We start from the raw sequence: 21486 nt of genomic DNA, 5'->3' as shown, positions 1-21486 counted from the left end.
TCATGAGGAGGAACCCATGCGTGGTGCCAAGAGCGCCAAGTGGGTCGCGATAGCCGCCGTCGTGACGCTGGCCGCGACCGCCTGCGGAGGCGGCGGCGACAACGCCGGCGACGACATGGACAAGGGCAAGGCCGACCCGAACGGCATCGTCACTGCGCAGTTGAGCGAGCCGCAGAACCCGCTGCAGCCGGCCAACGCCAAGGAGAGCCAGGGCAGCCGTGTCCTGCGCACGATCTTCTCGGGCCTGGTGGACTACGAGCCGGGCACCGGCAAGCTCGAGTACGTCAACGCCGAGTCGGTCACGCCGAACGACGACTCCTCCGAGTGGACCGTCAAGCTCAAGCCGGGCTGGAAGTTCCACGACGGCACCCCGGTGACCGCCAAGTCCTACGTGGACTCCTGGAACTGGTCCGCGAACATCGCGAACAACCAGACCAACTCCAGCTGGTTCTCCGACATCGTCGGCTTCGAGGACGTGCACCCGGAGAAGGGCAAGGCCAAGAAGGACGCCATGTCCGGCCTGAAGGTCGTCGACGACAACACCTTCACCATCAAGCTGACCTCGCCGGTCTCGTACTTCGCGTACAAGCTGGGCTACGACGTCTGGGCCCCGCTGCCCGAGAAGTTCTTCTCGGACCCGAAGGGCTACGGCGAGAAGCCGGTCGGCAACGGCCCCTACAAGTTCGTCTCTTGGGAGCACAACAAGCTCATCAAGGTGCGCAAGTTCGACGGCTACAAGGGCCCGAACAAGGCGCAGAACGGCGGCATCGACTTCAAGAACTACACGACCGCCGACGCTGCCTACTCGGACCTGCGCTCGAACAACGTGGACTGGATCGAGCAGGTCCCGACCACCGCGCTGAAGACGTACAAGCAGGACCTCGGCAACCGCGCGATCGACCAGGCGTACTCCGCCGTCCAGTCGATCGTCCCGGCCTTCTACTCGAAGTCCTGGAAGGACGTCGACCCGAAGGTCATCCAGGGTCTGTCGCAGGCGATCGACCGTGACACGATCACCAAGACCGTCCTCCAGGGCACCCGCCAGCCGGCCGACTCTTACGTGGCCCCCGGCGTTCTCGGCTACAAGAAGGGCGCGCTTGGCGACATCACCAAGTACGACCCGGCCGCGGCCAAGAAGCTCATCAAGGAAGGCGGCGGCGTTCCGGGCAACAAGATCCAGATCCAGTACAACGCCGACCAGGACCACAAGCCCTGGGTCGACGCGGTCTGCAACTCGATCCGCCAGGCGACCGGTGTCGAGTGCACCGGCGACCCGAAGCCGACCTTCCAGGCCGACCTCGACGCCCGTGACGCGCACAAGGTCAAGTCCATGTACCGCGGTGGCTGGGTGCTCGACTACCCCGTGAACTCGAACTTCATGCGTGACCTCTACGGGTCCAAGGCCGCCGGTAACACCAGCGGTTACGCCAACAAGGAGTTCGACGCCCTCTCGACCGAGGCCGACAAGGCCGCGTCCGTCGACGAGACCGTGAAGAAGTACCAGGAGGCGGAGCAGCTGCTGGCGAAGGACATGCCGGCCATCCCGCTCTGGTTCTACAAGGTCAACAGCGGTCAGTCGACCAAGATCCTCGGCAAGATCCCGTACGGCCAGGACGGCGACCCGATCTTCGACCAGGTCAAGGTCAAGCAGAAGTAATTCCCCCCGACCGCAGGCCGGTGCCGTCCTCCTCGCCCACGAGGTGAGGAGCGGCACCGGCCCGTAGGCACAGGCCTCCACCTCACACCACCCCTCCTGCGGTAGAGAGATGTGCGCAGGCCTCGCCGACCCCTCACGGCATGGAGGCTCGACATGGGGCGTTACGCTGCACGGCGACTGCTCCAGATGATCCCGATTTTCATCGGGACGACTCTGTTGATTTTTCTCATGGTCCACATCCTTCCGGGCGATCCGGTTCGGGCCATGTACGGCGACAAGGCTCCTGACCCCGCGCAGATCGCGGCGATCAAGCACGAGTACGGCTTCGACAAGCCGGTGCTGGAGCAGTACGTCAGCTACATGTGGAAGCTCCTGCAGGGAGACTTCGGCAACAACCTCGCGGGACGCCCCGTCATCGATCTGATGACCGAGGCCTTCCCGGTGACGCTGCGGCTGACGCTGCTCGCCATCATCCTCGAGATCATCATCGGTGTGGGCCTCGGCGCCTGGGCCGGTCTCAAGGCCGGCAAGGCCGTCGACACCGGCGTGCTCATCTTCACGCTCGTCGTGATCTCGATCCCGGTCTTCGTGCTCGGCTTCATCGCGCGGTTCGTCTTCGCGGACGAACTCGGGTGGCTGCCGCCGAACGTCCAGGACTCCACGAATCTTGGGCAGTTGTTCCTGCCGGCCCTCGTGCTGGCGACGCTCTCCATGGCCTACGTGGCCCGGCTCACCCGGACGACCTTCGCCGAGAACCTGCGCGCGGACTACATGCGCACCGCTCTCGCCAAGGGCCTGCCCCGGCGGCGCATCGTCGGTGTCCACCTGCTGCGCAACTCGCTGATCCCCGTCGTCACCTTCATCGGTACCGACATCGGCGGCTTCATCGGCGGCGCGGTCATCACCGAGGGCATCTTCAACATTCAGGGCGTCGGCAACCTGCTCTACCGGGCGGTGCAGACGAGCGAGGGCTCCACGGTCACCGGTGTGGTGACGGTGATCGTCCTCGTGATCCTCCTGATCAACCTCCTCATCGACCTGCTGTACGCGGTCCTGGACCCGAGGATCCGGTATGCCTGACGTGACCAAGGACCAGATCACCGAGGCCGCCGAGCTGGACGCCCTGGCTCCGCCGGCCGTCGGCGCCGCCCCGAGCGGCGAGGTGACGAAGACCGACAAGCCCCGCTCGCTGTGGGGCGACGCCTGGTACGAGCTGCGCCACCGGCCGATGTTCTGGATCTCGTCGATCCTGCTCTTCGTGCTGATCGTGATCGCGATCTTCCCGGGCCTGTTCACCAGCGTCAGCCCGCGCGACGGCGACCTCGTGCACCACTACCTGAGCAAGCCGGAGTACACCCACTTCTTCCAGGCGGACTGGTTCGGCTACGACCAGCAGGGCCGCTCGCTCTACGCGCGCGTCATCTACGGCACCCGCGCGTCGATCATGGTCGGTGTGGGCGTGACCGCGGTCGTCACCCTCATCGGTGGACTGCTCGGTCTGCTCGCCGGCTACTTCGGCGGCTGGATCGACTCGATCATCTCCCGCGTCGTCGACATCTTCTTCGGCATCCCGTTCCTGCTCGGCACCATGGTCGTCCTGAACGCGTTCGTCGACCGCAAGGTGTACGTCGTGATCCTGGCCCTGGCCATGCTCGGCTGGACCTCGATCGCCCGCGTCATGCGCAGCTCCGTCATCACCGCCAAGCAGGCGGACTACGTGACGGCCGCGCGCGCCCTGGGTGCGGGAACCAACCGGATCCTGTTCCGCCACGTACTGCCGAACGCCATCGCGCCGACGATCGTCGTCGCCACCATCGCGCTCGGCGGCTACATCGGAGCGGAGGCCACCCTGTCGTTCCTGGGACTCGGCCTCAGCGACCCGACGATCTCGTGGGGCATCGACATCTCCGAAGGCAGCAAGGTGATCCGCGACGACCCGCACGCCCTGCTCTTCCCGGCGGGCATGCTCACCCTCACGGTCTTCGCGTTCATCATGCTCGGCGACGCGGTCCGCGACGCCCTCGACCCGAAGCTGCGCTGAGGAGGGCGTACGGTGACCAGCACCTCTCATCCCACGAACGTCCCCGAGCCCGGAGACGCCGTCGCTGACGGCACCCCGCTGCTCGAAGTCCGCGATCTGCACGTGGAGTTCCACACCCGCGACGGTGTCGCCAAGGCGGTCAACGGTGTGAACTACACCGTGAGCGCGGGCGAGACCCTGGCCGTGCTCGGTGAGTCCGGCTCGGGCAAGTCCGTCACGGCGCAGGCCATCATGGGCATCCTCGACATGCCGCCGGGCAAGATCCCGCAGGGCGAGATCCTCTTCCGCGGCCAGGACATGCTCACCATGTCGGGCGAGGAGCGCCGCAAGATCCGCGGCCGCAAGATCGCCATGATCTTCCAGGACGCGCTCTCCTCCCTGAACCCGGTGCTCTCCGTCGGCTACCAGCTCGGCGAGATGTTCCGGGTCCACCAGGGCCTGTCCAAGAAGGACGCGAAGCTCAAGGCCATCGAGCTGATGGAGCGGGTGCGCATCCCCGCCGCCAAGGAGCGGGTGGGCGACTACCCGCACCAGTTCTCCGGCGGTATGCGCCAGCGCATCATGATCGCCATGGCGCTCGCCCTGGAGCCCGACCTGATCATCGCGGACGAGCCCACCACGGCGCTCGACGTGACGGTCCAGGCCCAGATCATGGACCTGCTCTCCGAGCTGCAGACCGAGTTCAACATGGGTCTGATCCTGATCACCCACGACCTCGGTGTCGTCGCGGACGTCGCCGACAAGATCGCGGTGATGTACGCGGGCCGGATCGTCGAGACCGCCCCGGTCCACGAGATCTACAAGCGCCCGGCGCACCCCTACACCAAGGGTCTGCTCGAGTCGATCCCGCGGCTCGACCAGAAGGGGCAGGAGCTCTACGCGATCAAGGGTCTGCCGCCCAACCTCACCCGCATCCCGAGCGGTTGTGCGTTCAACCCGCGCTGCACGGCGGCCAAGGACATCTGCACCACGGACGTTCCCGTCCTGCACCAGGTGACCGAGCGCGACGGCGGTGACCTGGCGGGTCGCGGCAGCGCCTGCCACTTCTGGAAGGAGACGCTCCATGGCTGAGCTGAGCAAGAACGACGGCACGCCGACGGACGCCACTCCAAACGTCACCGAGGTGGAGACGGTCGACGCCGTCACCACCGACGAGGCCGTGGCCGCCATCGAGGCCCCGGTCGACCGCGGTGAGCCGATCCTCCAGGTCCGCAACCTGGTGAAGCACTTCCCGCTGACCCAGGGCATCCTGTTCAAGCGTCAGATCGGCGCGGTCAAGGCCGTCGACGGTGTCTCCTTCGACGTCTACCAGGGCGAGACCCTCGGCATCGTGGGCGAGTCCGGCTGTGGCAAGTCCACGGTCGCCAAGCTCCTGATGACGCTGGAGACGGCGACGGCCGGCGAGGTCTTCTACAAGGGCCAGGACATCACCAAGCTGTCCGGCCGTGCCCTGAAGGCCGTCCGCCGCAACATCCAGATGGTCTTCCAGGACCCGTACACGTCGCTCAACCCGCGTATGACGGTGGGCGACATCATCGGGGAGACCTTCGAGATCCACCCGGAGGTGGCGCCGAAGGGCGACCGTCGCCGCAGGGTCCAGGACCTCCTGGACGTGGTGGGCCTCAACCCGGAGTACATCAACCGGTACCCGCACCAGTTCTCCGGCGGTCAGCGCCAGCGCATCGGCATCGCGCGCGGTCTGGCCCTGAACCCCGAGATCATCATCTGCGACGAGCCGGTCTCGGCGCTCGACGTCTCGGTCCAGGCCCAGGTCATCAACCTGATGGAGAAGCTGCAGGACGAGTTCAACCTCTCCTACATCTTCATCGCGCACGACCTGTCGATCGTCCGGCACATCTCGGACCGGGTCGGGGTCATGTACCTCGGCAAGATGGCCGAGATCGGCACGGACGAGCAGATCTACGACCACCCGACGCACCCCTACACCCAGGCGCTGCTGTCGGCGGTCCCGGTGCCCGACCCCGAGGCCCGCGAGGGCCGGGAGCGCATCATCCTCACCGGTGATGTCCCCTCCCCGGCCAACCCGCCGTCGGGCTGCCGCTTCCGCACCCGCTGCTGGAAGGCGCAGGACAAGTGCGCGCAGGAGGTCCCCCTGCTCGCGATCCCCGAGCGCTTCCAGGGCTCGGACTCGCCGGCCGCGCACGAGTCGGCGTGCCACTTCGCGGAGGAGAAGGACGTGGTGCACGCGGCGTGAGCCGTGCTGCCCTGAGGGCCGGTCACCGGATATGTCCGGCGACCGGCCCTCGTCTGTCTTCGCCACCCGCTACTCGCTCCGGCCGCCCGCCCGCTCGTAGCGGCGGAAGTCACCGGTCTCCACGGCCCAGGGGCCGAGCGGCACCCGGTCGCCGTAGATGTACGACTCCTTGGAGCGGTAGCGGCCGTCACTGAGATCGGAGTGCGCGTCGATCGTGCCCGTGCGCGGGTCGACGATCAGGTAGTGCGCGATGCCCATGGCCGGGTAGTCGGCGAGCTTGTCGCGGTAGTCGTTGTCCGGGTTGGACGAGGAGACGATCTCGATGGCCGCGAGGGCCTGGGAGGCGTCGGCGGCGAACCGTCTCCCGTCGAACGCGTCATCGGGGACCACCACGGCGTCCGCGCACCGCAGGCGGCCCGTCGCCGGGTGTTCGACGCGCGGGCGCCTGACGCAGACGTGGCCCGGGAGGGAGGCGGGGAGCTGTTCGTTGAGCTGGCCGCGGATGCTCCGAACAGTCTCCTCATGCCGTTCGGGCAGGTGCACCATGGCGAGCACCGGCCCTGCCGGACCGATCTCGACGCTCCATGAGCCCTCCAGACGACGGGCGTACCGCGCCAGCTCCTCGGCGATCGCCCGCATCTTCGCGTACTCCACGTACTCAGCGTAGCCAGCACGGCGGACAGCGTGCCGCACGAGCCAGGAAGGCCCGTACCGACGGGATCGGTACGGGCCGTCTCCCCGGGACCGGGTGCGTTCCATGGCTCGGGTCAATGGGCCGAACGATCCGGTCCCTCGAGCACCGCCCGGCCGAGGAGGGGTGAGGCCGGGCGGCGCACGGGGTCTACAGGGCCTTGCGTGCCGCGGGCACCGTCAACTCGACCGGCTCCTCCGGGTGGTGGCAGGCCGTCAGGTGGCCCTCGCGGCTGCCCGCGATCCGGACCAGCGGCGGCGCCTCGCTCGCGCACACCTCCGTCGCCTTCCAGCAGCGGGTACGGAACCGGCAGCCCGAGGGCGGGTCCACCGGGGAGGGCACATCGCCGGTCAGCCGGATGCGCTCGCGGGCGGGCGTCTCGTCCGCCGTCGGCTCAGGCACCGCCGAGAGCAACGCCTTCGTGTAGGGGTGCCGCGGGCTGCCGTACAGATCCTCGCGGTCCGCGATCTCGACGATCTTGCCGAGGTACATGACGGCCACGCGCTGCGAGAAGTGCCGTACGACGGCGAGGTCGTGGGCGATGAAGACGAACGCGATGTCCAGCTCGCGCTGGAGTTCCTGGAGCAGGTTCACGACCTGCGCCTGGATGGAGACGTCCAGCGCCGACACCGGCTCGTCGGCGACGATCAGCTTCGGCTTCAGGGCCAACGCCCGTGCCACGCCGATGCGTTGGCGCTGGCCGCCGCTGAACTCGTGCGGGAAGCGGTTGTAGTGCTCGGGGTTGAGCCCGACCGTCTCCAGGAGCTCACGGACCCGCCGCTCGCGCCCACCGGCCGGCTCGATGCCGTTGACCTCCATCGGCGCCGAGACGATCTTGCCGACCGTCTGCCGCGGGTTCAGCGAGGCGTACGGGTCCTGGAAGATCATCTGGATCTCGGAGCGGACCGGCGCCAGCTGCTTGCGGGTGGCGTGCGTGATGTCCTGCCCGCGGTACTTGATGGAGCCCCCGGTCGGTTCGAGCAGCCGGGTGATCATGCGGCCCGTGGTCGACTTGCCGCAGCCCGACTCGCCGACCAGGCCCAGGCTCTCGCCCTCGGCGACCTGGAAGTCCAGACCGTCCACGGCCTGCACGGCCCCGACGGTGCGCCGGATCGGGAAGCCGCCCTTGATCGGGAAGTGCTTGGTCAGTCCGGCGACGTCCAGCAGGGGAGATGGTGTGCTCATGGGTGAAGTCCCTTGTCCTGTACGTCAGTGGGAGCTGGAGCTGGTGGCCAGCTCGGCGAAGAACCGGTCGCGCTGGCCCCGGGTCAGATGGCAGGCCGGGCTGCGCTCGGCCCCGGTCCCGCTGCCGAGCACCGGCACCTCGCTGCCGCACCGGCCGCCGGGCACCTGCTCCACGAACGTGCAGCGCGGGTGGAAGCGGCAGCCGGTCGGCGGGTTGAGCAGGCTCGGCGGGGTGCCGGGGATGGGGGAGAGCGGCACGTCCACCGGCGCCGTCAGGCTCGGCATCGAGCCCAGCAGGCCCCAGGTGTAAGGGTGTTGGGGCGCCCGCAGCACCTCCTGCTTCGTGCCCCGCTCCACGCACCGCCCGCCGTACATCACCAGCACGTCGTCCGCGATGTCGGCGATGACCCCGAGGTCGTGCGTGATGAAGACGATCGACGTGCCGAACTCCTGCTGCAGGTCCTTGAGCAGGTCCATGATCTGGGCCTGCACCGTCACGTCGAGCGCGGTCGTCGGCTCGTCCGCGATCAGCAGCGCCGGGTCGCAGACCAGGGCCATCGCGATCATCGCGCGCTGGCGCATACCGCCGGAGAACTGGTGCGGGTAGTCGTCCACGCGCAGGTCCGGCTGCGGGATGCCGACCTTGGTGAGCATCTCGATCGCCCGCGCCCGCGCCTCCTTCTTGGAGGCGCCGGTGTGCTTGCGGTACGTCTCGGCGATCTGCCGACCGACCGTGTGGTACGGCGAGAGGGAGGCGAGCGCGTCCTGGAAGATCATCGACATCTTGTTGCCGCGCAGCCGCTCCAGCTCCCGCTCCGTGGCGCTCAGCAGCTCCTGGCCGTCGAGGACGATCTCGCCGCCGAGGTCGGTGCGCTCGCGGTCGTGCAGGCCGAGGATCGCCATGTTGGTGACGGACTTGCCGGAGCCCGACTCGCCCACGATGCCGAGGGTGCGGCCGCGTTCGAGGTCGAAGGAGAGCCCGTCGACCGCCTTGACCGTGCCGTCCTCGGTGGAGAAGTGGACGTGCAGGTCACGTACGGCCAAGAAGGGGGAGAGGGGGTCGCTCATGATCTGTTTCCCGTTTCTCTCTAGGCCAGCCGCACGCGCGGGTCGATGGAGGCGTACACGGCGTCCACCACGATGTTGAAGAGGACGATGAAGGCGGCGGCCACCAGGACGACCCCGAGCAGCACCGGCAGGTCGTTGGTGGAGACGGCCTTCACGGAGAGCATGCCGAGGCCCTGGAGGCTGAAGGTCGACTCGGTGATGATCGCGCCGCCGAACAGCAGGCCGAGGTCCATGCCGAAGATGGTGACGATCGGGGCCATCGCGCCGCGCCAGGCGAACCGGAAGAACACCGTGCGCCCGGCGAGTCCCTTGGCGCGGGCGGTGCGGACGTAGTCCTCGCTGAGCTGCTCGACCATCTGGGAGCGGGTCATGCGCGTGTAGTTGGCGGTCCAGATGAGGGAGAGGACCAGCCAGGGCAGCAGCAGCCCCTTCGCCCACGTCAGCGGGTTCTGGGTGAGCGGCGTGTAGCTGGCGCGGTCGAGCAGGTGCCACTGGTCGACCAGCAGGTAGGTGGCGAGGACGCCGACCACGTAGATCTGCATGGAGGAGGCGATCAGCGAGGCGGAGCTGGCGACCTTGTCGAGCGCCTTGCCCTGCTTGGACGCGGCCAGCATGCCGGTGCCGACACCGAAGATCACGAAGACCACGGCGGAGCCGAGGGAGAGCGAGATGGTGGTCGGCAGGCGGTCGAGGATGGTGCCGAGGACCGGCTCGTGGTTCTGGAAGGAGAAGCCCAGGCAGGGCGCGGGGCAGTGCCCGAACGAGGAGTAGTCGCGGCCGACGAACACGCCCTGGAGCCAGTGCCAGTACTGCACCGGCAGCGGATCGGCGATCCCCAGGTTCTTCTTCACCAGCGCCAGCGTCTCGGGCGTACAGACCTTGCCGCAGGCGATTCGGGCGGGGTCGCGCGGGGCGGCGTAGAACAGGACGAACACGATGGCGCTGATGATCAGCAGGATCACCGCGGCGCCGACGACTCGTCGAAGGAGGAAGCGGAGCATGGCAGTTGGGTTTCCTGACGGATGCCGAAGGGCTGCCTGAGGCGGCCGGCGGAGGCGAGGAGGCGAGGAAGGGGGAGGCGGGGCGCCGTGGGGGTCGCGGCGCCCCGCCGTTACAGGGCCGTGCGTCAGGCCTTCACGTAGGTCTTGGTGAGCAGCGACGCCGAGAAGTTCGGGTCGAACTGCGTGCCGACCTTGGAGCCGTGGATGTACCAGCGGCGCTGGAAGGTCTCCGGGATGATCGGCGCGACCTCCTTCATGATCCGCTTGTCGAGCGCGGCCCAGGCCTTGCCTGCCTCCACCTGGTCGGTGATGGCCTCGTTCTTCTTGATGCCGTCGTTGATCCAGGAGATGTCGGTCTGCGAGACGTTGTTCTGGCCGTTGCCGATCGCACCGCCGTCGAACAGCGGCTGGATCATGGTGTAGGCGGTGGGCCAGTCCGGGGACCAGCCGAACCACATCACGTCGTAGCTGTTGTCGACCTGCTGGATCTGGTCGTAGTACGACGTCGAGTCGATCGGCTTCATGACCGGCGTGAAGCCGGCCTCCTTCAGCGCGTTCTCGATGACGACCTTGGTCTTGTCGTACGTCGGGTCCTGCTCGTACGCGTAGACGATCTTCATGCCCAGCTTGCCGGCCTTCTTCAGCAGGGCCTTGGCGCGCTTGGCGTCACCCGCCGGCTTCTTGAGCTTGCCGTACACGTCGGACTTCTCGTAGCCGACCATGTCCGGGCTCATGATGCTGGTCGCGTAGTCACCGGCCGAGGTGCCGCCGTAGATCTTGCGGATCTGCTCCAGCGGCCAGGCGATGTTGAGGGCCTGGCGCACCGCGAGGTCGGTGACCCGCTTGGTGTTGATGGCGTAGTAGTAGCTGCCGGTCAGCAGGCCGTTGAAGGTGCGGGCCTTGAGGTCCGGCGTGGTGAGCACCTTCTGCATGCGCTCGGCCGGGATGCCCTTGTAGATCGAGACCGCGAACTGGTCGTTGCCCTGGTCCGAGATGAGCCGGTCGGTGGAGTCCAGTCCCTCGACGCCGAAGGTGAACTCGAAGCCGTCCGGGTAGGCGTTGCGGATCGAGTCCGTCGAGGCGTCCCAGTGCTTGTTGCGCACGATCGTCATCGACTTGTCGGTGGTGTGCGCCTTGATCTTGTACGGGCCGCAGGAGCGCGGGGCCTTGTCGTACTTCTCCTTGGTGTCCAGCTTCACCGGCGCGGCCGCGTAGGTGTGCATGGCCAGCGTGAAGTTGAAGTCCGGGCGGGCCTCGACCAGGTTGAAGGTGATCGTCTTCTTCGCCTTGTCGACGACGATCGCGTCCAGGTGCTTGCCCTTGTACGGACCCTCGTACGCGTCACGCCACTTGCCGCCCTTGCCGGTCAGCGCCAGCTGCGCGTAGGTGGCGCCCTCGGTGATGAAGGGGGCCCAGCCGCGCTCGAAGCCGTGCCGGACGTCGTCGACGGTCAGCTCGCTGCCGTCGTCCCACTTGAGACCGTCCTTGAGCGTGAACGTCCAGGTCTTGTTGCCGTTCGAGGCCGTGCCGGTGTCGGTGGCGAGGTCGCCGACGAGCTTCTGGTGGCCGTTCGCGTCGATCTTGTAGCCGGTCAGGCAGCGCGCGTAGAGCAGCGCGACCGTGGAGTTGTACGAGTAGTAGATGCGCTGCGGGTCCAGGTGCGAGAAGTCGTCGGGCGAGTAGCCGTAGATCGTGCCGCCCTTCTTCGCTCCGTCGAGCTCCGGCGCGGGGCCCTTCGAGTCGGCGGCCGTGCCGATGGTGACCTTGGCGCCGGTGTAGGTGGTGGCGCCGCCCGAGCCGCCGTCCTTGCTGCCGCCGCCACCGGCGTTGCCGCTGCTGCACGCGGAGAGCACGGCGCTGCCGGCGACCGCGACCGAGGTCGCTATGACGAAGTTTCTACGCGAAAGGGACATGGCTTCCTGCCCTGGTACTGGTAGGGGAAGTGAGGTGGGGAGCTGGCGTCCGGGCCCCGTCGCCCGGTCGCCGGTGAGGAGTCGGCGAGCGGGAGGCTCAGCGCTTGGTCTTGGGGTCCATCGCGTCGCGCACGGAGTCGCCGAGCAGGTTGAAGGCGAGGACGAAGATCACCATGGTGAGGCCCGGGAAGAGCATGAAGGTGATGTCTTCCTGGTAGTTCTTCGCGCCGTTCTGGAGCATCACGCCCCAGTCGGGCGTGGGGTTGGTCAGCCCGACGCCCATGAAGGCGAGGCCCGCCTCGGTGGTGACGTACATGGGGAGCGCGAGGGTCGCCTGGATCAGGATCGGCGTCCACAGATTGGGGAGCAGCTCCTTGAAGATGATCCGGGCCGGGGAGGCGCCCGTGACCTTCGCCGCTTCCACGAACTCCCGTTCTCGCAGGGCGAGCACCTCACCGCGCAGCAGTCGCGCCACCGACGACCAGCCGAAGGCGGTCATCACGAGGATGAGGCTGACGACCGTGAGCCAGACCGGGGTGTTGTCCTCCGGCGACACGAAGATCGAGATGACGACCGGCCAGAAGGCGATGAAGAAGAGGGTCTGCGGGAAGGCCAGCAGGATGTCGATGACCCAGCCGACGAAGTAGTCGGTCTTGCCGCCCAGGTAACCGGCCGTCAGGCCGATGACGATGCCGAGCAGTGTCGTCAGGATCGTCGCGACGGCCGCGATGAGCAGCGAGTTGCGGATGGCGTACAGCAGGAACGAGAACACGTCGCGCCCGAGCTGCGGTTCGAGGCCGAACCAGAACTGTCCGCTGATCCCGCCGTTGGCCTTGACCGGGAAGCCGAAGTCGTTGAGCAGGCCCGGGACGTTCATTCCGTACGTGGTGTACGGGTTCTTGCCGTACAGCTTGGCGATGAGCGGCGCACAGATGGCGATCAGGAAGAAGAAAGCGACCACATAGGCCGAGATCACGCCGGTGCGGTCCCGCTTGAAACGCCGCCAGGCGAGCTTGCCCGGCGAGAGGCTCTCGTCGCCGCGGGGTGCGGGGGTGGGCGCCCCGGGCGCGGGCGCATCGTCCTGGACGACTTCGAGTGAGGTCGTGACAGGGGGAGTTGGGGTCGTCATGGTGCTCCAGGCCCTGAGGGGTCCATATGCGCTAACGGGTCTACCGGTGCGCTAAGCGGGACCTTTTCAGGGCATTTGATGCACGGTCAATGAATTCTGGATGTCTTGAGTTCACCTTTGAATCCTTGCCCTGGGCTTTGCGTTCGGTAGGGGCCGGGATTGCCGGTGCATGGGGCTACCCGAGGCATAACTGGGACAGCGGAGGACGTATGGGGCGGGCCGTCCGATATACGGATACTCGCGTCTCGCTATGCGTACGCTGTGCGCCCCGCCGTCGAAGGGGTGCCCCAGGGCTGACGCCGCCCGCGCCCACCATCTGGCCGATCCCGGAGTGCGCTGCGCGCGACATATGCCGATATTTGGGCGTACGTGTCACGTGACTGGCAAAGAGGAGGCACTCCATGCGTGGAGCCACGCACGCCAAGTGGGCCGCTGGTGCGGTGGCCGTAGCCCTCGCGGCGACGGCCTGTGGGGGCGGCGGCGACTCCGGAGGCGGCGGTGACGGTTCCGGGATCGTGCGCTCCTCCTGGGGTGACCCGCAGAACCCGCTGGAGCCCGCGAACACCAACGAGGTGCAGGGCGGCAAGGTCCTGGACATGATCTTCCGGGGCCTGAAGCGGTACAACCCGAAGTCGGGCAAGGCCGAGGACATGCTCGCCGAGAAGATCGACACGTCCGACTCGCAGAACTTCACGATCACCGTGAAGAAGGGCTGGACGTTCTCCAACGGCGAGAAGGTCACCGCGAAGTCCTTCGTCGACGCCTGGAACTACGGCGCGAGCCTGAAGAACAACCAGAAGAACGCCTACTTCTTCGGCCAGATCGACGGCTACGACAAGGTCCACCCGGACTCCGGCTCGCAGAGCGCCGACACCCTCTCCGGCCTCAAGGTCACCGGCGACAACACCTTCACGGTCAAGCTGAACCAGAAGTTCTCCACCTGGCCCGACACGCTCGGCTACGCGGCCTTCGCGCCGCTGCCCAAGGTGTTCTTCGACGACCACGACTCCTACGTGAGCAAGCCCATCGGCAACGGCCCGTACACCGTGGACTCGTACCAAAAGGGCAGCCAGATGTCCCTGCGCAAGTGGGACGAGTACCCCGGTGACGACAAGGCCCAGAACTCCGGCGTGGACCTCAAGGTCTACACGGACAACAACACGGCCTACACCGACCTGACGGCCGGCAACCTCGACCTCGTCGACGACGTGCCCGCCGCGCAGCTCAAGAACGTGAAGACGGACCTCGACGGCCGGTACATCAACACGCCCGCCGGCATCATCCAGACGCTCGCCTTCCCGTTCTACGACGCCGACTGGAACAAGGCGGACAGCGACAAGGTGCGCAAGGGCCTGTCGATGGCGATCAACCGCAAGCAGATCACCGACAGCATCTTCGAGAAGACCCGTACCCCGGCCACCGACTGGACCTCGCCGGTCCTCGGCGCGGACGGCGGCTACAAGGAGGGTCTGTGCGGTGAGTTCTGCGACTACAACCCGACCGAGGCCAAGAAGCTGGTCAAGGAGGGCGGCGGCATCCCCGGCGGCCAGGTGACGATCGGCTACAACGCCGACACCGGCAGCCACAAGGAGTGGGTCGACGCGGTCTGCAACTCCATCAACAACGCCCTCGGCAACGACAAGGCGTGCGTCGGCAGCCCCACCGGCACCTTCGCCGACTTCCGCAACAAGATCACCGACAAGAAGATGACGGGCCCGTTCCGCGCCGGCTGGCAGATGGACTACCCGCTCATCCAGAACTTCCTGCAGCCGCTGTACTACACCAACGCCTCGTCCAACGACGGCCACTGGTCCAACAAGGAGTTCGACTCCCTCGTGGACAAGGCCAACGCCGAGCCCGACCAGGCCAAGGCGGTCAAGACGTTCCAGCAGGCCCAGGAGGTCGTCCGGGACAACATGGCGGCCATTCCGCTCTGGTACCAGAACGGCAGCGCCGGCTACTCGGACAAGGTCTCGAACGTCGCGCTGAACCCGTTCAGCGTTCCGGTCTACAACGAGATCAAGGTCAACTGACGCCCGGGGAGCGGCGGTCCCGGCCGGTCTCCGGCCCACCGCCGCTCCCGCCGCCCCGCTGAATCGGAACCGGAGTCCTCATGGGACGTTATGTGATCCGGCGCCTGTTGCAGATGATCCCGGTCTTCATCGGCGCGACGCTGCTGATCTTCCTCATGGTCAACGTGATGGGCGACCCCATCGCCGGGTTGTGCGGCGACAAGGCCTGCGACCCCGCCACCAAGGCCCAGCTGTCGAAGGAGTTCGGCCTCGACAAGCCGGTGTGGCAGCAATACCTGACGTACATGGGGAACGTCTTCACCGGCGACTTCGGTACGGCGTTCAACGGCCAGAAGGTCACCGAGCTGATGGCGACCGCGTTCCCCGTCACCATCCGGCTGACCATCGTGGCGATCCTCTTCGAGATCGTCGTCGGCATCACGCTCGGCGTCATCACCGGCCTCAAGCGCGGGCGTCCCATCGACACGACAGTGCTGCTGCTGACCCTCGTCGTCATCTCCGTCCCGACGTTCGTCACCGGTCTGCTGCTGCAGCTGCTGCTCGGCGTCAAGTGGGGCTGGATCGAACCGGCGGTGTCCACGGAGGCGACCTTCAGCGAGCTGATCGTGCCCGGTCTGGTCCTCGCCTCGGTCTCCCTCGCGTACGTGACCCGGCTGACCCGGACGTCCATCGCGGAGAACAAGCGGGCCGACTACGTGCGCACCGCCGTCGCCAAGGGCCTGCCCCGGCGCCGCGTCATCACCCGGCACCTGCTGCGCAACTCGCTGATCCCCGTGGTCACCTTCATCGGCGCCGACGTCGGCGCCCTGATGGGCGGCGCGATCGTCACCGAGCGCATCTTCAACATCCACGGCGTCGGCTACCAGCTCTACCAGGGCATCCTGCGCCAGAACACCCAGACCGTGGTCGGCTTCGTGACGATCCTCGTGCTGGTCTTCCTCGCGGTGAACCTGATCGTCGACCTCCTGTACGCCGTACTCGACCCGAGGATCCGCTATGCCTGAACCGCACGCACCCGACGGGCGCACACCCGACGACGGTGCCATCGCCGCGACCGGCATGGGCGGCGCGATGGACCTCGCCACCAGCGAGGGCGCGACCGTGCAGGGCCGGCCGGGCGGCTCCGCGGGCGGCCCGGCGGGCAAGCCCCGCAGCCTGTGGTCCGACGCCTGGCGGGACCTGCGCCGCAACCCGATCTTCATCATCTCGGCCCTGGTCATCCTCTTCCTGGTGATCATCTCGATCTGGCCGCAGCTGATCGCGTCCGGCAACCCGCTCTCCTGCGACCTGTCCAAGCGTCAGCAGGGTTCCGAGTCGGGCCACCCCTTCGGCTTCGACGGCCAGGGCTGCGACGTCTACACCCGCACCGTGTACGGCGCCCGCAACTCCATCACCGTCGGCGTCTGCGCCACGGTCGGCGTCGCGCTCCTCGGCTCGGTCCTCGGCGGCCTCGCCGGGTTCTTCGGCGGGTTCTGGGACTCGATCCTGTCCCGCATCACCGACATCTTCTTCGCGATCCCCGTCGTCCTCGGCGGCCTGGTGCTCCTGTCGGTCGTCAGCAGCAACACCGTCTGGCCGGTCATCGGGTTCATGGTGCTGCTCGGCTGGCCGCAGATCTCCCGCATCGCGCGCGGCGCGGTCATCACCGCCAAACAGAACGACTACGTCCAGGCGGCGCGGGCGCTCGGTGCCTCCAACTCCCGGATGCTGCTGCGGCACATCACACCGAACGCGGTCGCACCGGTCATCGTCGTCGCGACGATCGCCCTCGGTACGTACATCGCCCTGGAGGCGACGCTCTCGTACCTCGGCGTCGGTCTGAAGCCGCCCGCCGTCAGCTGGGGCATCGACATCTCGTCGGCGTCCGCGAACATCCGCAACGCCCCGCACGCGCTGCTGTGGCCGTCCGGCGCCCTCGCGATCACGGTCCTGGCGTTCATCATGCTCGGCGACGCGGTGCGCGACGCCCTCGACCCGAAGCTGAGGTAGCGCCCATGCCGTTGCTCGAAGTACGCGACCTGAACGTCGAGTTCCGGACCCGGGACGGCATCGCCAAGGCGGTGAACGGCGTCAACTACACGGTCGACGAGGGCGAGACCCTGGCCGTCCTCGGCGAGTCAGGCTCCGGCAAGTCCGTCACCGCGCAGGCCATCATGGGCATCCTCGACATCCCGCCCGGGAAGATCACCGGGGGCGAGGTGCTCTTCCGCGGCCAGGACCTCCTCAAGCTCAAGGAGGAGGAGCGGCGCAAGATCCGCGGCGCGGAGATGGCGATGATCTTCCAGGACGCGCTCAGCTCCCTCAACCCGGTGCTGTCCGTGGGCGAGCAAATCGGCGAACTGTTCGTCGTCCACCAGGGCACGTCCCGCAAGGACGCGAAGGCCAAGGCCGTCGAGCTGATGGACCGGGTGCGCATCCCCGCCGCCAAGGAGCGCGTCGGCCAGTACCCGCACCAGTTCTCCGGCGGTATGCGCCAGCGCATCATGATCGCCATGGCGCTGGCCCTCGAACCCGCCCTGATCATCGCCGACGAGCCCACCACCGCCCTCGACGTCACCGTCCAGGCCCAGGTCATGGACCTGCTCGCCGAGTTGCAGCGCGAGCTCAACATGGGGCTCATCCTCATCACCCACGACCTCGGCGTGGTCGCCGACGTCGCCGACAAGATCGCCGTCATGTACGCGGGCCGCATCGTCGAACAGGCCCCCGTCCACGAGATCTACAAGGCGCCCGCCCACCCGTACACCAAGGGCCTGCTCGAATCGATCCCGCGCCTGGACCAGAAGGGGCAGGAGCTCTACGCGATCAAGGGCCTGCCGCCGAACCTGATGAACATCCCGCCCGGCTGCGCCTTCAACCCGCGCTGCCCGATGGCCCAGGACGTGTGCCGCACCGACGTCCCGCCGCTCGCCGAGGTCACGCCCGAGCGCCGCAGCGCCTGCCACTTCTGGAAGGAGACGCTCGATGCCACACGTTGAAGGCGGCGGACACGTCAGCAAGGACCACCTGAGGCGCGAGGGCGAGATCGCCGAGCACCTTCTCCACCAGTCGCAGGCCGAGTCCGCGTACGCGAGGAACGGCTCGGCGTCCGGCCACGAACCGATCCTGGAGGTGCGGGGGCTGGTCAAGCACTACCCCCTCACCCAGGGCATCCTGATCAAGAAGCAGGTCGGCGCGGTCAAGGCCGTCGACGGCGTCGACTTCGACCTCGGCCAGGGGGAGACGCTCGGCATCGTCGGCGAGTCCGGCTGCGGCAAGTCCACCGTCGCCAAGATGCTGGTGAACCTGGAGCGCCCGACCGCGGGCGCCATCAAGTACAAGGGCGAGGACATCACGACGCTGTCCGGCCGCGCCCTCAAGGCCGTCCGCCGCAACATCCAGATGGTCTTCCAGGACCCGTACACCTCGCTCAACCCCCGTATGACGGTGGGCGACATCATCGGCGAGCCGTACGAGATCCACCCCGAGGTGGCCCCCAAGGGCGACCGGCGCAAGCGGGTCCAGGAACTGCTCGACGTGGTCGGGCTCAACCCCGAGTACATCAACCGCTACCCGCACCAGTTCTCCGGCGGCCAGCGTCAACGCATCGGCATCGCACGGGGGTTGGCGCTGCGCCCCGAGATCATCGTCGCCGACGAACCGGTCTCCGCGCTCGACGTCTCGGTGCAGGCGCAGGTGGTCAACCTGCTGGACCGCCTGCAGAACGAGTTCAATCTGTCGTACGTGTTCATCGCCCACGACCTCTCGATCGTCCGGCACATCTCCGACCGGGTCGGCGTCATGTACCTGGGCCGCATCGTGGAGGTCGGCAGTGACGCCGAGATCTACGACCATCCGACGCATCCCTACACACAGGCGCTGCTCTCCGCCGTCCCGGTCCCGGACCCCGCGGCCCGCGAACACCGCGAGCGCATCCTGCTCGCCGGTGACGTCCCCTCGCCCGCGAACCCGCCCTCGGGCTGCCGCTTCCGCACCCGCTGCTGGAAGGCGCAGAAGCGGTGCGAGGAGGAGGTTCCGCTGCTCGCGGTCCCGGCGGTCTTCCGCGGTGACACGGGTCCCACGGCGCATCCGTCGGCGTGTCATTTCGCGGAGGAGAAGCAGGTCGTGCCGTCCGAGTAGTGCCGGTTTGATCCCGGTAACTCCTTTACACGCAGGCAACTTGACCGACCCGGCACCGATATACGGACGGGCCAAGGTATTCCACGTACGGCCGTGCGGGTGCCGTAGACCGGGGCTGGAGCGCGCCATGTCGCTCCAGCCCCGGTTGCCTATCCCAGCCCCAACGACCGCTTCAGGAAGTCCACCTGAAGCAGCAACAGGTTCTCCGCGACCTGCTCCTGCGGCGTCATGTGGGTCACCCCGGACAGCGGCAGCACCTCGTGCGGCCGCCCGTCCGCCAGCAGAGCCGAGCTCAACCGCAGCGCGTGCGCGACCACGACGTTGTCGTCCGCGAGCCCGTGCACGATCAGCATCGGCCGGTGCTGATCCGCCGGCTCCGACAGCCCGTCGTCCGTCACCAGCGAACTCTTCGCGTACGTCTCCGGGGTCGCCGCCGGATCGCCCAGGTAACGCTCCGTGTAGTGGGTGTCGTACAGCCGCCAGTCCGTCACCGGCGCCCCCGCGACGCCCGCGTGGAAGACGTCGGGCCGCCGCAGCACGGCGAGCGCCGACAGATAGCCGCCGTAGCTCCAGCCGCGCATCGCCACCTTGGACAGGTCGAGCGGGAAGCGGTCGGCCAGCGCGTGCAGCGCCGTGACCTGGTCGTCCAGCGTCACCGTGAAGTCGCCGCGGATCGACTTCTCCCGGCCGGGCGAGACGCCCGGGGTGCCGCGCCCGTCCGCGACGATCACCGCGAAGCCCTGGTCGGCGAACCACTGGGACGTCAGATACGGGTTGTGCGCCGCCATGACGCGCTGCCCGTGCGGGCCGCCGTACGGATCCATCAGGACCGGCAGCGGCCCGTCCCCCTCCGCGTACGAGGAGGGGAGCAGGACGGCGCACGGAATGCCGGCCGCCTCCGCCAGCGTCACCCGCGGGGTGAGCACGGGAGCCTGCGCGTGTGAGGAGATCTCGGCGACGTGCTTGCCCTCGCGCTCCACGCGCACCCGTGCGCCGGGGGAGTCGAGGGTTGCCGAGACGAGGACCGTGACATCGCCGGAGCGGATCGCGGAGTGCACGCCGGGTTCGCCGGTCAGGCGCTGCACGCCGAGCTCGTTGACGCGGTAGACGTGGATCTCGCCGGTCTCCGGCGCCTCCGCGTCCGCGCCCGCCGACGCCGAGATCAGCACGTCGCTCGCGCCGACGTCCAGGACGGCGCGGACGTGCAACTGCGGCCCGGTGAGCGGCCGTTCGCCTACCGCGAGGACCCGCGCGCCACCCTCGTCGGCGATCCGCACCAGCTGCCCGCTCGGCGACCAGCACGGCACGCCGGGCAGCAGCTCCAGCCACTGGTCGTCCTCGTCGGCGTGCACCATCCGGGTCGCGCCGGTGTCCGGGTCCACCGCCAGGTACAGCGCGCTGAGCTGGTCACGGGCCTGGACCAGGATCAGCGGGGCACCGTCCGCCGACCAGTGCACCCGGGCCAGGTACGGGTACGCGGCGCGGTTCCAGGTGATCTCTGCGCGGGTGCCGTCGAGCGCGTACGAGAAGAGGCGCACGTCCGCGTTGGGGGTGCCGGCCGCCGGGTAGGCGTTGCGGGCCGGCTCGCGGTCCGGGTGCGCCGGGTCGGCGATCCACCAGCGGCGCACGTCGGCGTCGTCGGCGCGGGCCACGAGCAGCCGGTCCGAGTCGGGCGACCACCAGTAGCCGCGGTAGCGGGACATCTCCTCGGCCGCGATGAACTCCGCCAGGCCGTAGGTGACGGTCTCCGACTCGGGGGTCGCGAGCGCCCGGTCGTCCCCGCCCTCCGCGCCGACGACCCGCAGCGCGCCCCGCGCGACGTACGCGATGTGCCGGCCGTCGGGGGAGGGGCGCGGGTCGATGACCGGCCCGGGAACGGCCAGTTCACGGGTGGTGCCCGCGCGCAGCTCGGCGGTGAACAGACGGCCCGAGAGGGCGAACGCCGCCAACTCCGCCGCCGCGTCCGTGGCGTAGCCGACGATGCCCGCGCCGCCCTCGCGGCTGCGCTCGCGCCGGGCCCGCTCCGCGGCCGACAGGTTCTCGGTCGCGCCGCCGAGCAGCGCCGCCGGGTCGGCCGCCGCGCGCTCCTGGCCGCTCGTCACATCGAGCACCCACAGGGCGTTCGCCCGGTCGGTGCCGGACGAGGAGCGCAGGAAGACGACGCGCTCGCCGTCCGGCGCCACCGTGAACGCGCGCGGCGCGCCCAGCGTGAAGCGTTGGGTGCGCGCGTGCTGACGCGGAAAGGACAACGGAGGGGCGGACGTCTCGGTCTCGGTGGTCATCCCCGAAGCGTAGGGCGCGCGTCGGGCATGCGCCCCCTCGTGCTTCCGGTGCCCCCTGGCGGCGACTCATGCGCGACGACGGATAGTTATGATTCGTAGCGCTCCGTGGGTACCAACCCATCGGCGACCTGTGGCGACCGGATCACCTTGGA

General features: G+C 68.2%; 17 protein-coding genes. 10 read left to right on the top strand and 7 right to left on the bottom strand.

What is annotated here, in order from left to right; translation table 11 throughout:
- The first annotated feature begins 16 nt into the window (after positions 1–16).
- From B072_RS0125020 to B072_RS0125000, 5 genes are all read left to right on the top strand, one after another.
- Positions 17–1657, top strand: a complete 1641-nt coding sequence (locus B072_RS0125020; protein ID WP_018532686.1) for a peptide ABC transporter substrate-binding protein — start codon at positions 17–19, stop codon at positions 1655–1657.
- A 153-nt stretch (positions 1658–1810) separates the two neighbouring features.
- Positions 1811–2737 (top strand): ABC transporter permease, encoded by a 927-nt coding sequence (locus tag B072_RS0125015; RefSeq protein WP_026246266.1) that lies wholly within the window; start codon positions 1811–1813, stop codon positions 2735–2737.
- Positions 2730–3698 (top strand): ABC transporter permease, encoded by a 969-nt coding sequence (locus tag B072_RS0125010; RefSeq protein WP_018532684.1) that lies wholly within the window; start codon positions 2730–2732, stop codon positions 3696–3698. Before B072_RS0125015 ends, B072_RS0125010 begins: the two co-directional genes overlap by 8 nt.
- A gap of 12 nt (positions 3699–3710) precedes the next feature.
- Complete coding sequence (locus tag B072_RS0125005; protein ID WP_018532683.1) at positions 3711–4769, top strand: oligopeptide/dipeptide ABC transporter ATP-binding protein; 1059 nt, start codon at positions 3711–3713, stop codon at positions 4767–4769.
- Positions 4762–5913, top strand: coding sequence for an ABC transporter ATP-binding protein (locus tag B072_RS0125000; RefSeq protein WP_018532682.1), 1152 nt, complete (start codon positions 4762–4764; stop codon positions 5911–5913). The genes B072_RS0125005 and B072_RS0125000 overlap by 8 nt, the downstream gene beginning before the upstream one ends.
- Positions 5914–5982: 69 nt before the next feature.
- Here B072_RS0125000 and B072_RS0124995 read toward each other — a convergent pair whose 3' ends face one another.
- From B072_RS0124995 to B072_RS0124970, 6 genes are all read right to left on the bottom strand, one after another.
- Complete coding sequence (locus tag B072_RS0124995; protein WP_018532681.1) at positions 5983–6567, bottom strand: Uma2 family endonuclease; 585 nt, start codon at positions 6565–6567, stop codon at positions 5983–5985.
- Positions 6568–6754: 187 nt separating this feature from the next.
- Positions 6755–7789: an ABC transporter ATP-binding protein gene (locus B072_RS0124990; protein ID WP_018532680.1), complete on the bottom strand. Its 1035-nt coding sequence runs from the start codon at positions 7787–7789 to the stop codon at positions 6755–6757.
- 24 nt (positions 7790–7813) lie between these two features.
- The gene (locus tag B072_RS0124985) at positions 7814–8857 is read right to left on the bottom strand and encodes an ABC transporter ATP-binding protein (RefSeq protein ID WP_018532679.1); all 1044 of its coding nucleotides are present in this window, start codon (positions 8855–8857) and stop codon (positions 7814–7816) included.
- A 20-nt stretch (positions 8858–8877) separates the two neighbouring features.
- On the bottom strand, positions 8878–9858 hold the full coding sequence (locus B072_RS0124980; protein ID WP_018532678.1) for an ABC transporter permease: 981 nt from the start codon (positions 9856–9858) through the stop codon (positions 8878–8880).
- A 125-nt stretch (positions 9859–9983) separates the two neighbouring features.
- The gene (locus B072_RS0124975; protein WP_018532677.1) at positions 9984–11771 is read right to left on the bottom strand and encodes an ABC transporter substrate-binding protein; all 1788 of its coding nucleotides are present in this window, start codon (positions 11769–11771) and stop codon (positions 9984–9986) included.
- Between the two features lie 97 nt (positions 11772–11868).
- On the bottom strand, positions 11869–12900 hold the full coding sequence (locus B072_RS0124970; RefSeq protein ID WP_018532676.1) for an ABC transporter permease: 1032 nt from the start codon (positions 12898–12900) through the stop codon (positions 11869–11871).
- Positions 12901–13301: 401 nt separating this feature from the next.
- Between B072_RS0124970 and B072_RS0124965 the strand changes: the two genes are divergently transcribed.
- From B072_RS0124965 to B072_RS0124945, 5 genes are all read left to right on the top strand, one after another.
- On the top strand, positions 13302–14933 hold the full coding sequence (locus tag B072_RS0124965; protein WP_018532675.1) for a peptide ABC transporter substrate-binding protein: 1632 nt from the start codon (positions 13302–13304) through the stop codon (positions 14931–14933).
- An 80-nt stretch (positions 14934–15013) separates the two neighbouring features.
- Positions 15014–15937, top strand: a complete 924-nt coding sequence (locus B072_RS0124960) for an ABC transporter permease (RefSeq protein ID WP_018532674.1) — start codon at positions 15014–15016, stop codon at positions 15935–15937.
- Positions 15930–16922: an ABC transporter permease gene (locus B072_RS0124955; RefSeq protein ID WP_018532673.1), complete on the top strand. Its 993-nt coding sequence runs from the start codon at positions 15930–15932 to the stop codon at positions 16920–16922. The genes B072_RS0124960 and B072_RS0124955 overlap by 8 nt, the downstream gene beginning before the upstream one ends.
- Positions 16923–16927: 5 nt before the next feature.
- Positions 16928–17911 (top strand): ABC transporter ATP-binding protein, encoded by a 984-nt coding sequence (locus tag B072_RS0124950; protein ID WP_018532672.1) that lies wholly within the window; start codon positions 16928–16930, stop codon positions 17909–17911.
- Positions 17898–19052 (top strand): ABC transporter ATP-binding protein, encoded by a 1155-nt coding sequence (locus B072_RS0124945; RefSeq protein ID WP_018532671.1) that lies wholly within the window; start codon positions 17898–17900, stop codon positions 19050–19052. The genes B072_RS0124950 and B072_RS0124945 overlap by 14 nt, the downstream gene beginning before the upstream one ends.
- A 149-nt stretch (positions 19053–19201) precedes the next feature.
- On the opposite strand, the gene B072_RS0124940 is transcribed toward B072_RS0124945, so the two are convergent.
- Entirely contained in the window at positions 19202–21334 is a 2133-nt protein-coding gene (locus B072_RS0124940; RefSeq protein WP_018532670.1) for a S9 family peptidase, read from the bottom strand.
- Between the last annotated feature and the right edge of the window lie 152 nt (positions 21335–21486).

The organism is Streptomyces sp. HmicA12 (genome assembly GCF_000373565.1).
In the GTDB taxonomy this organism is placed as follows: domain Bacteria; phylum Actinomycetota; class Actinomycetes; order Streptomycetales; family Streptomycetaceae; genus Streptomyces.
Note: the sequence above shows the minus strand (reverse complement) of the source record. Positions and strands in the feature narration are given on the sequence as shown.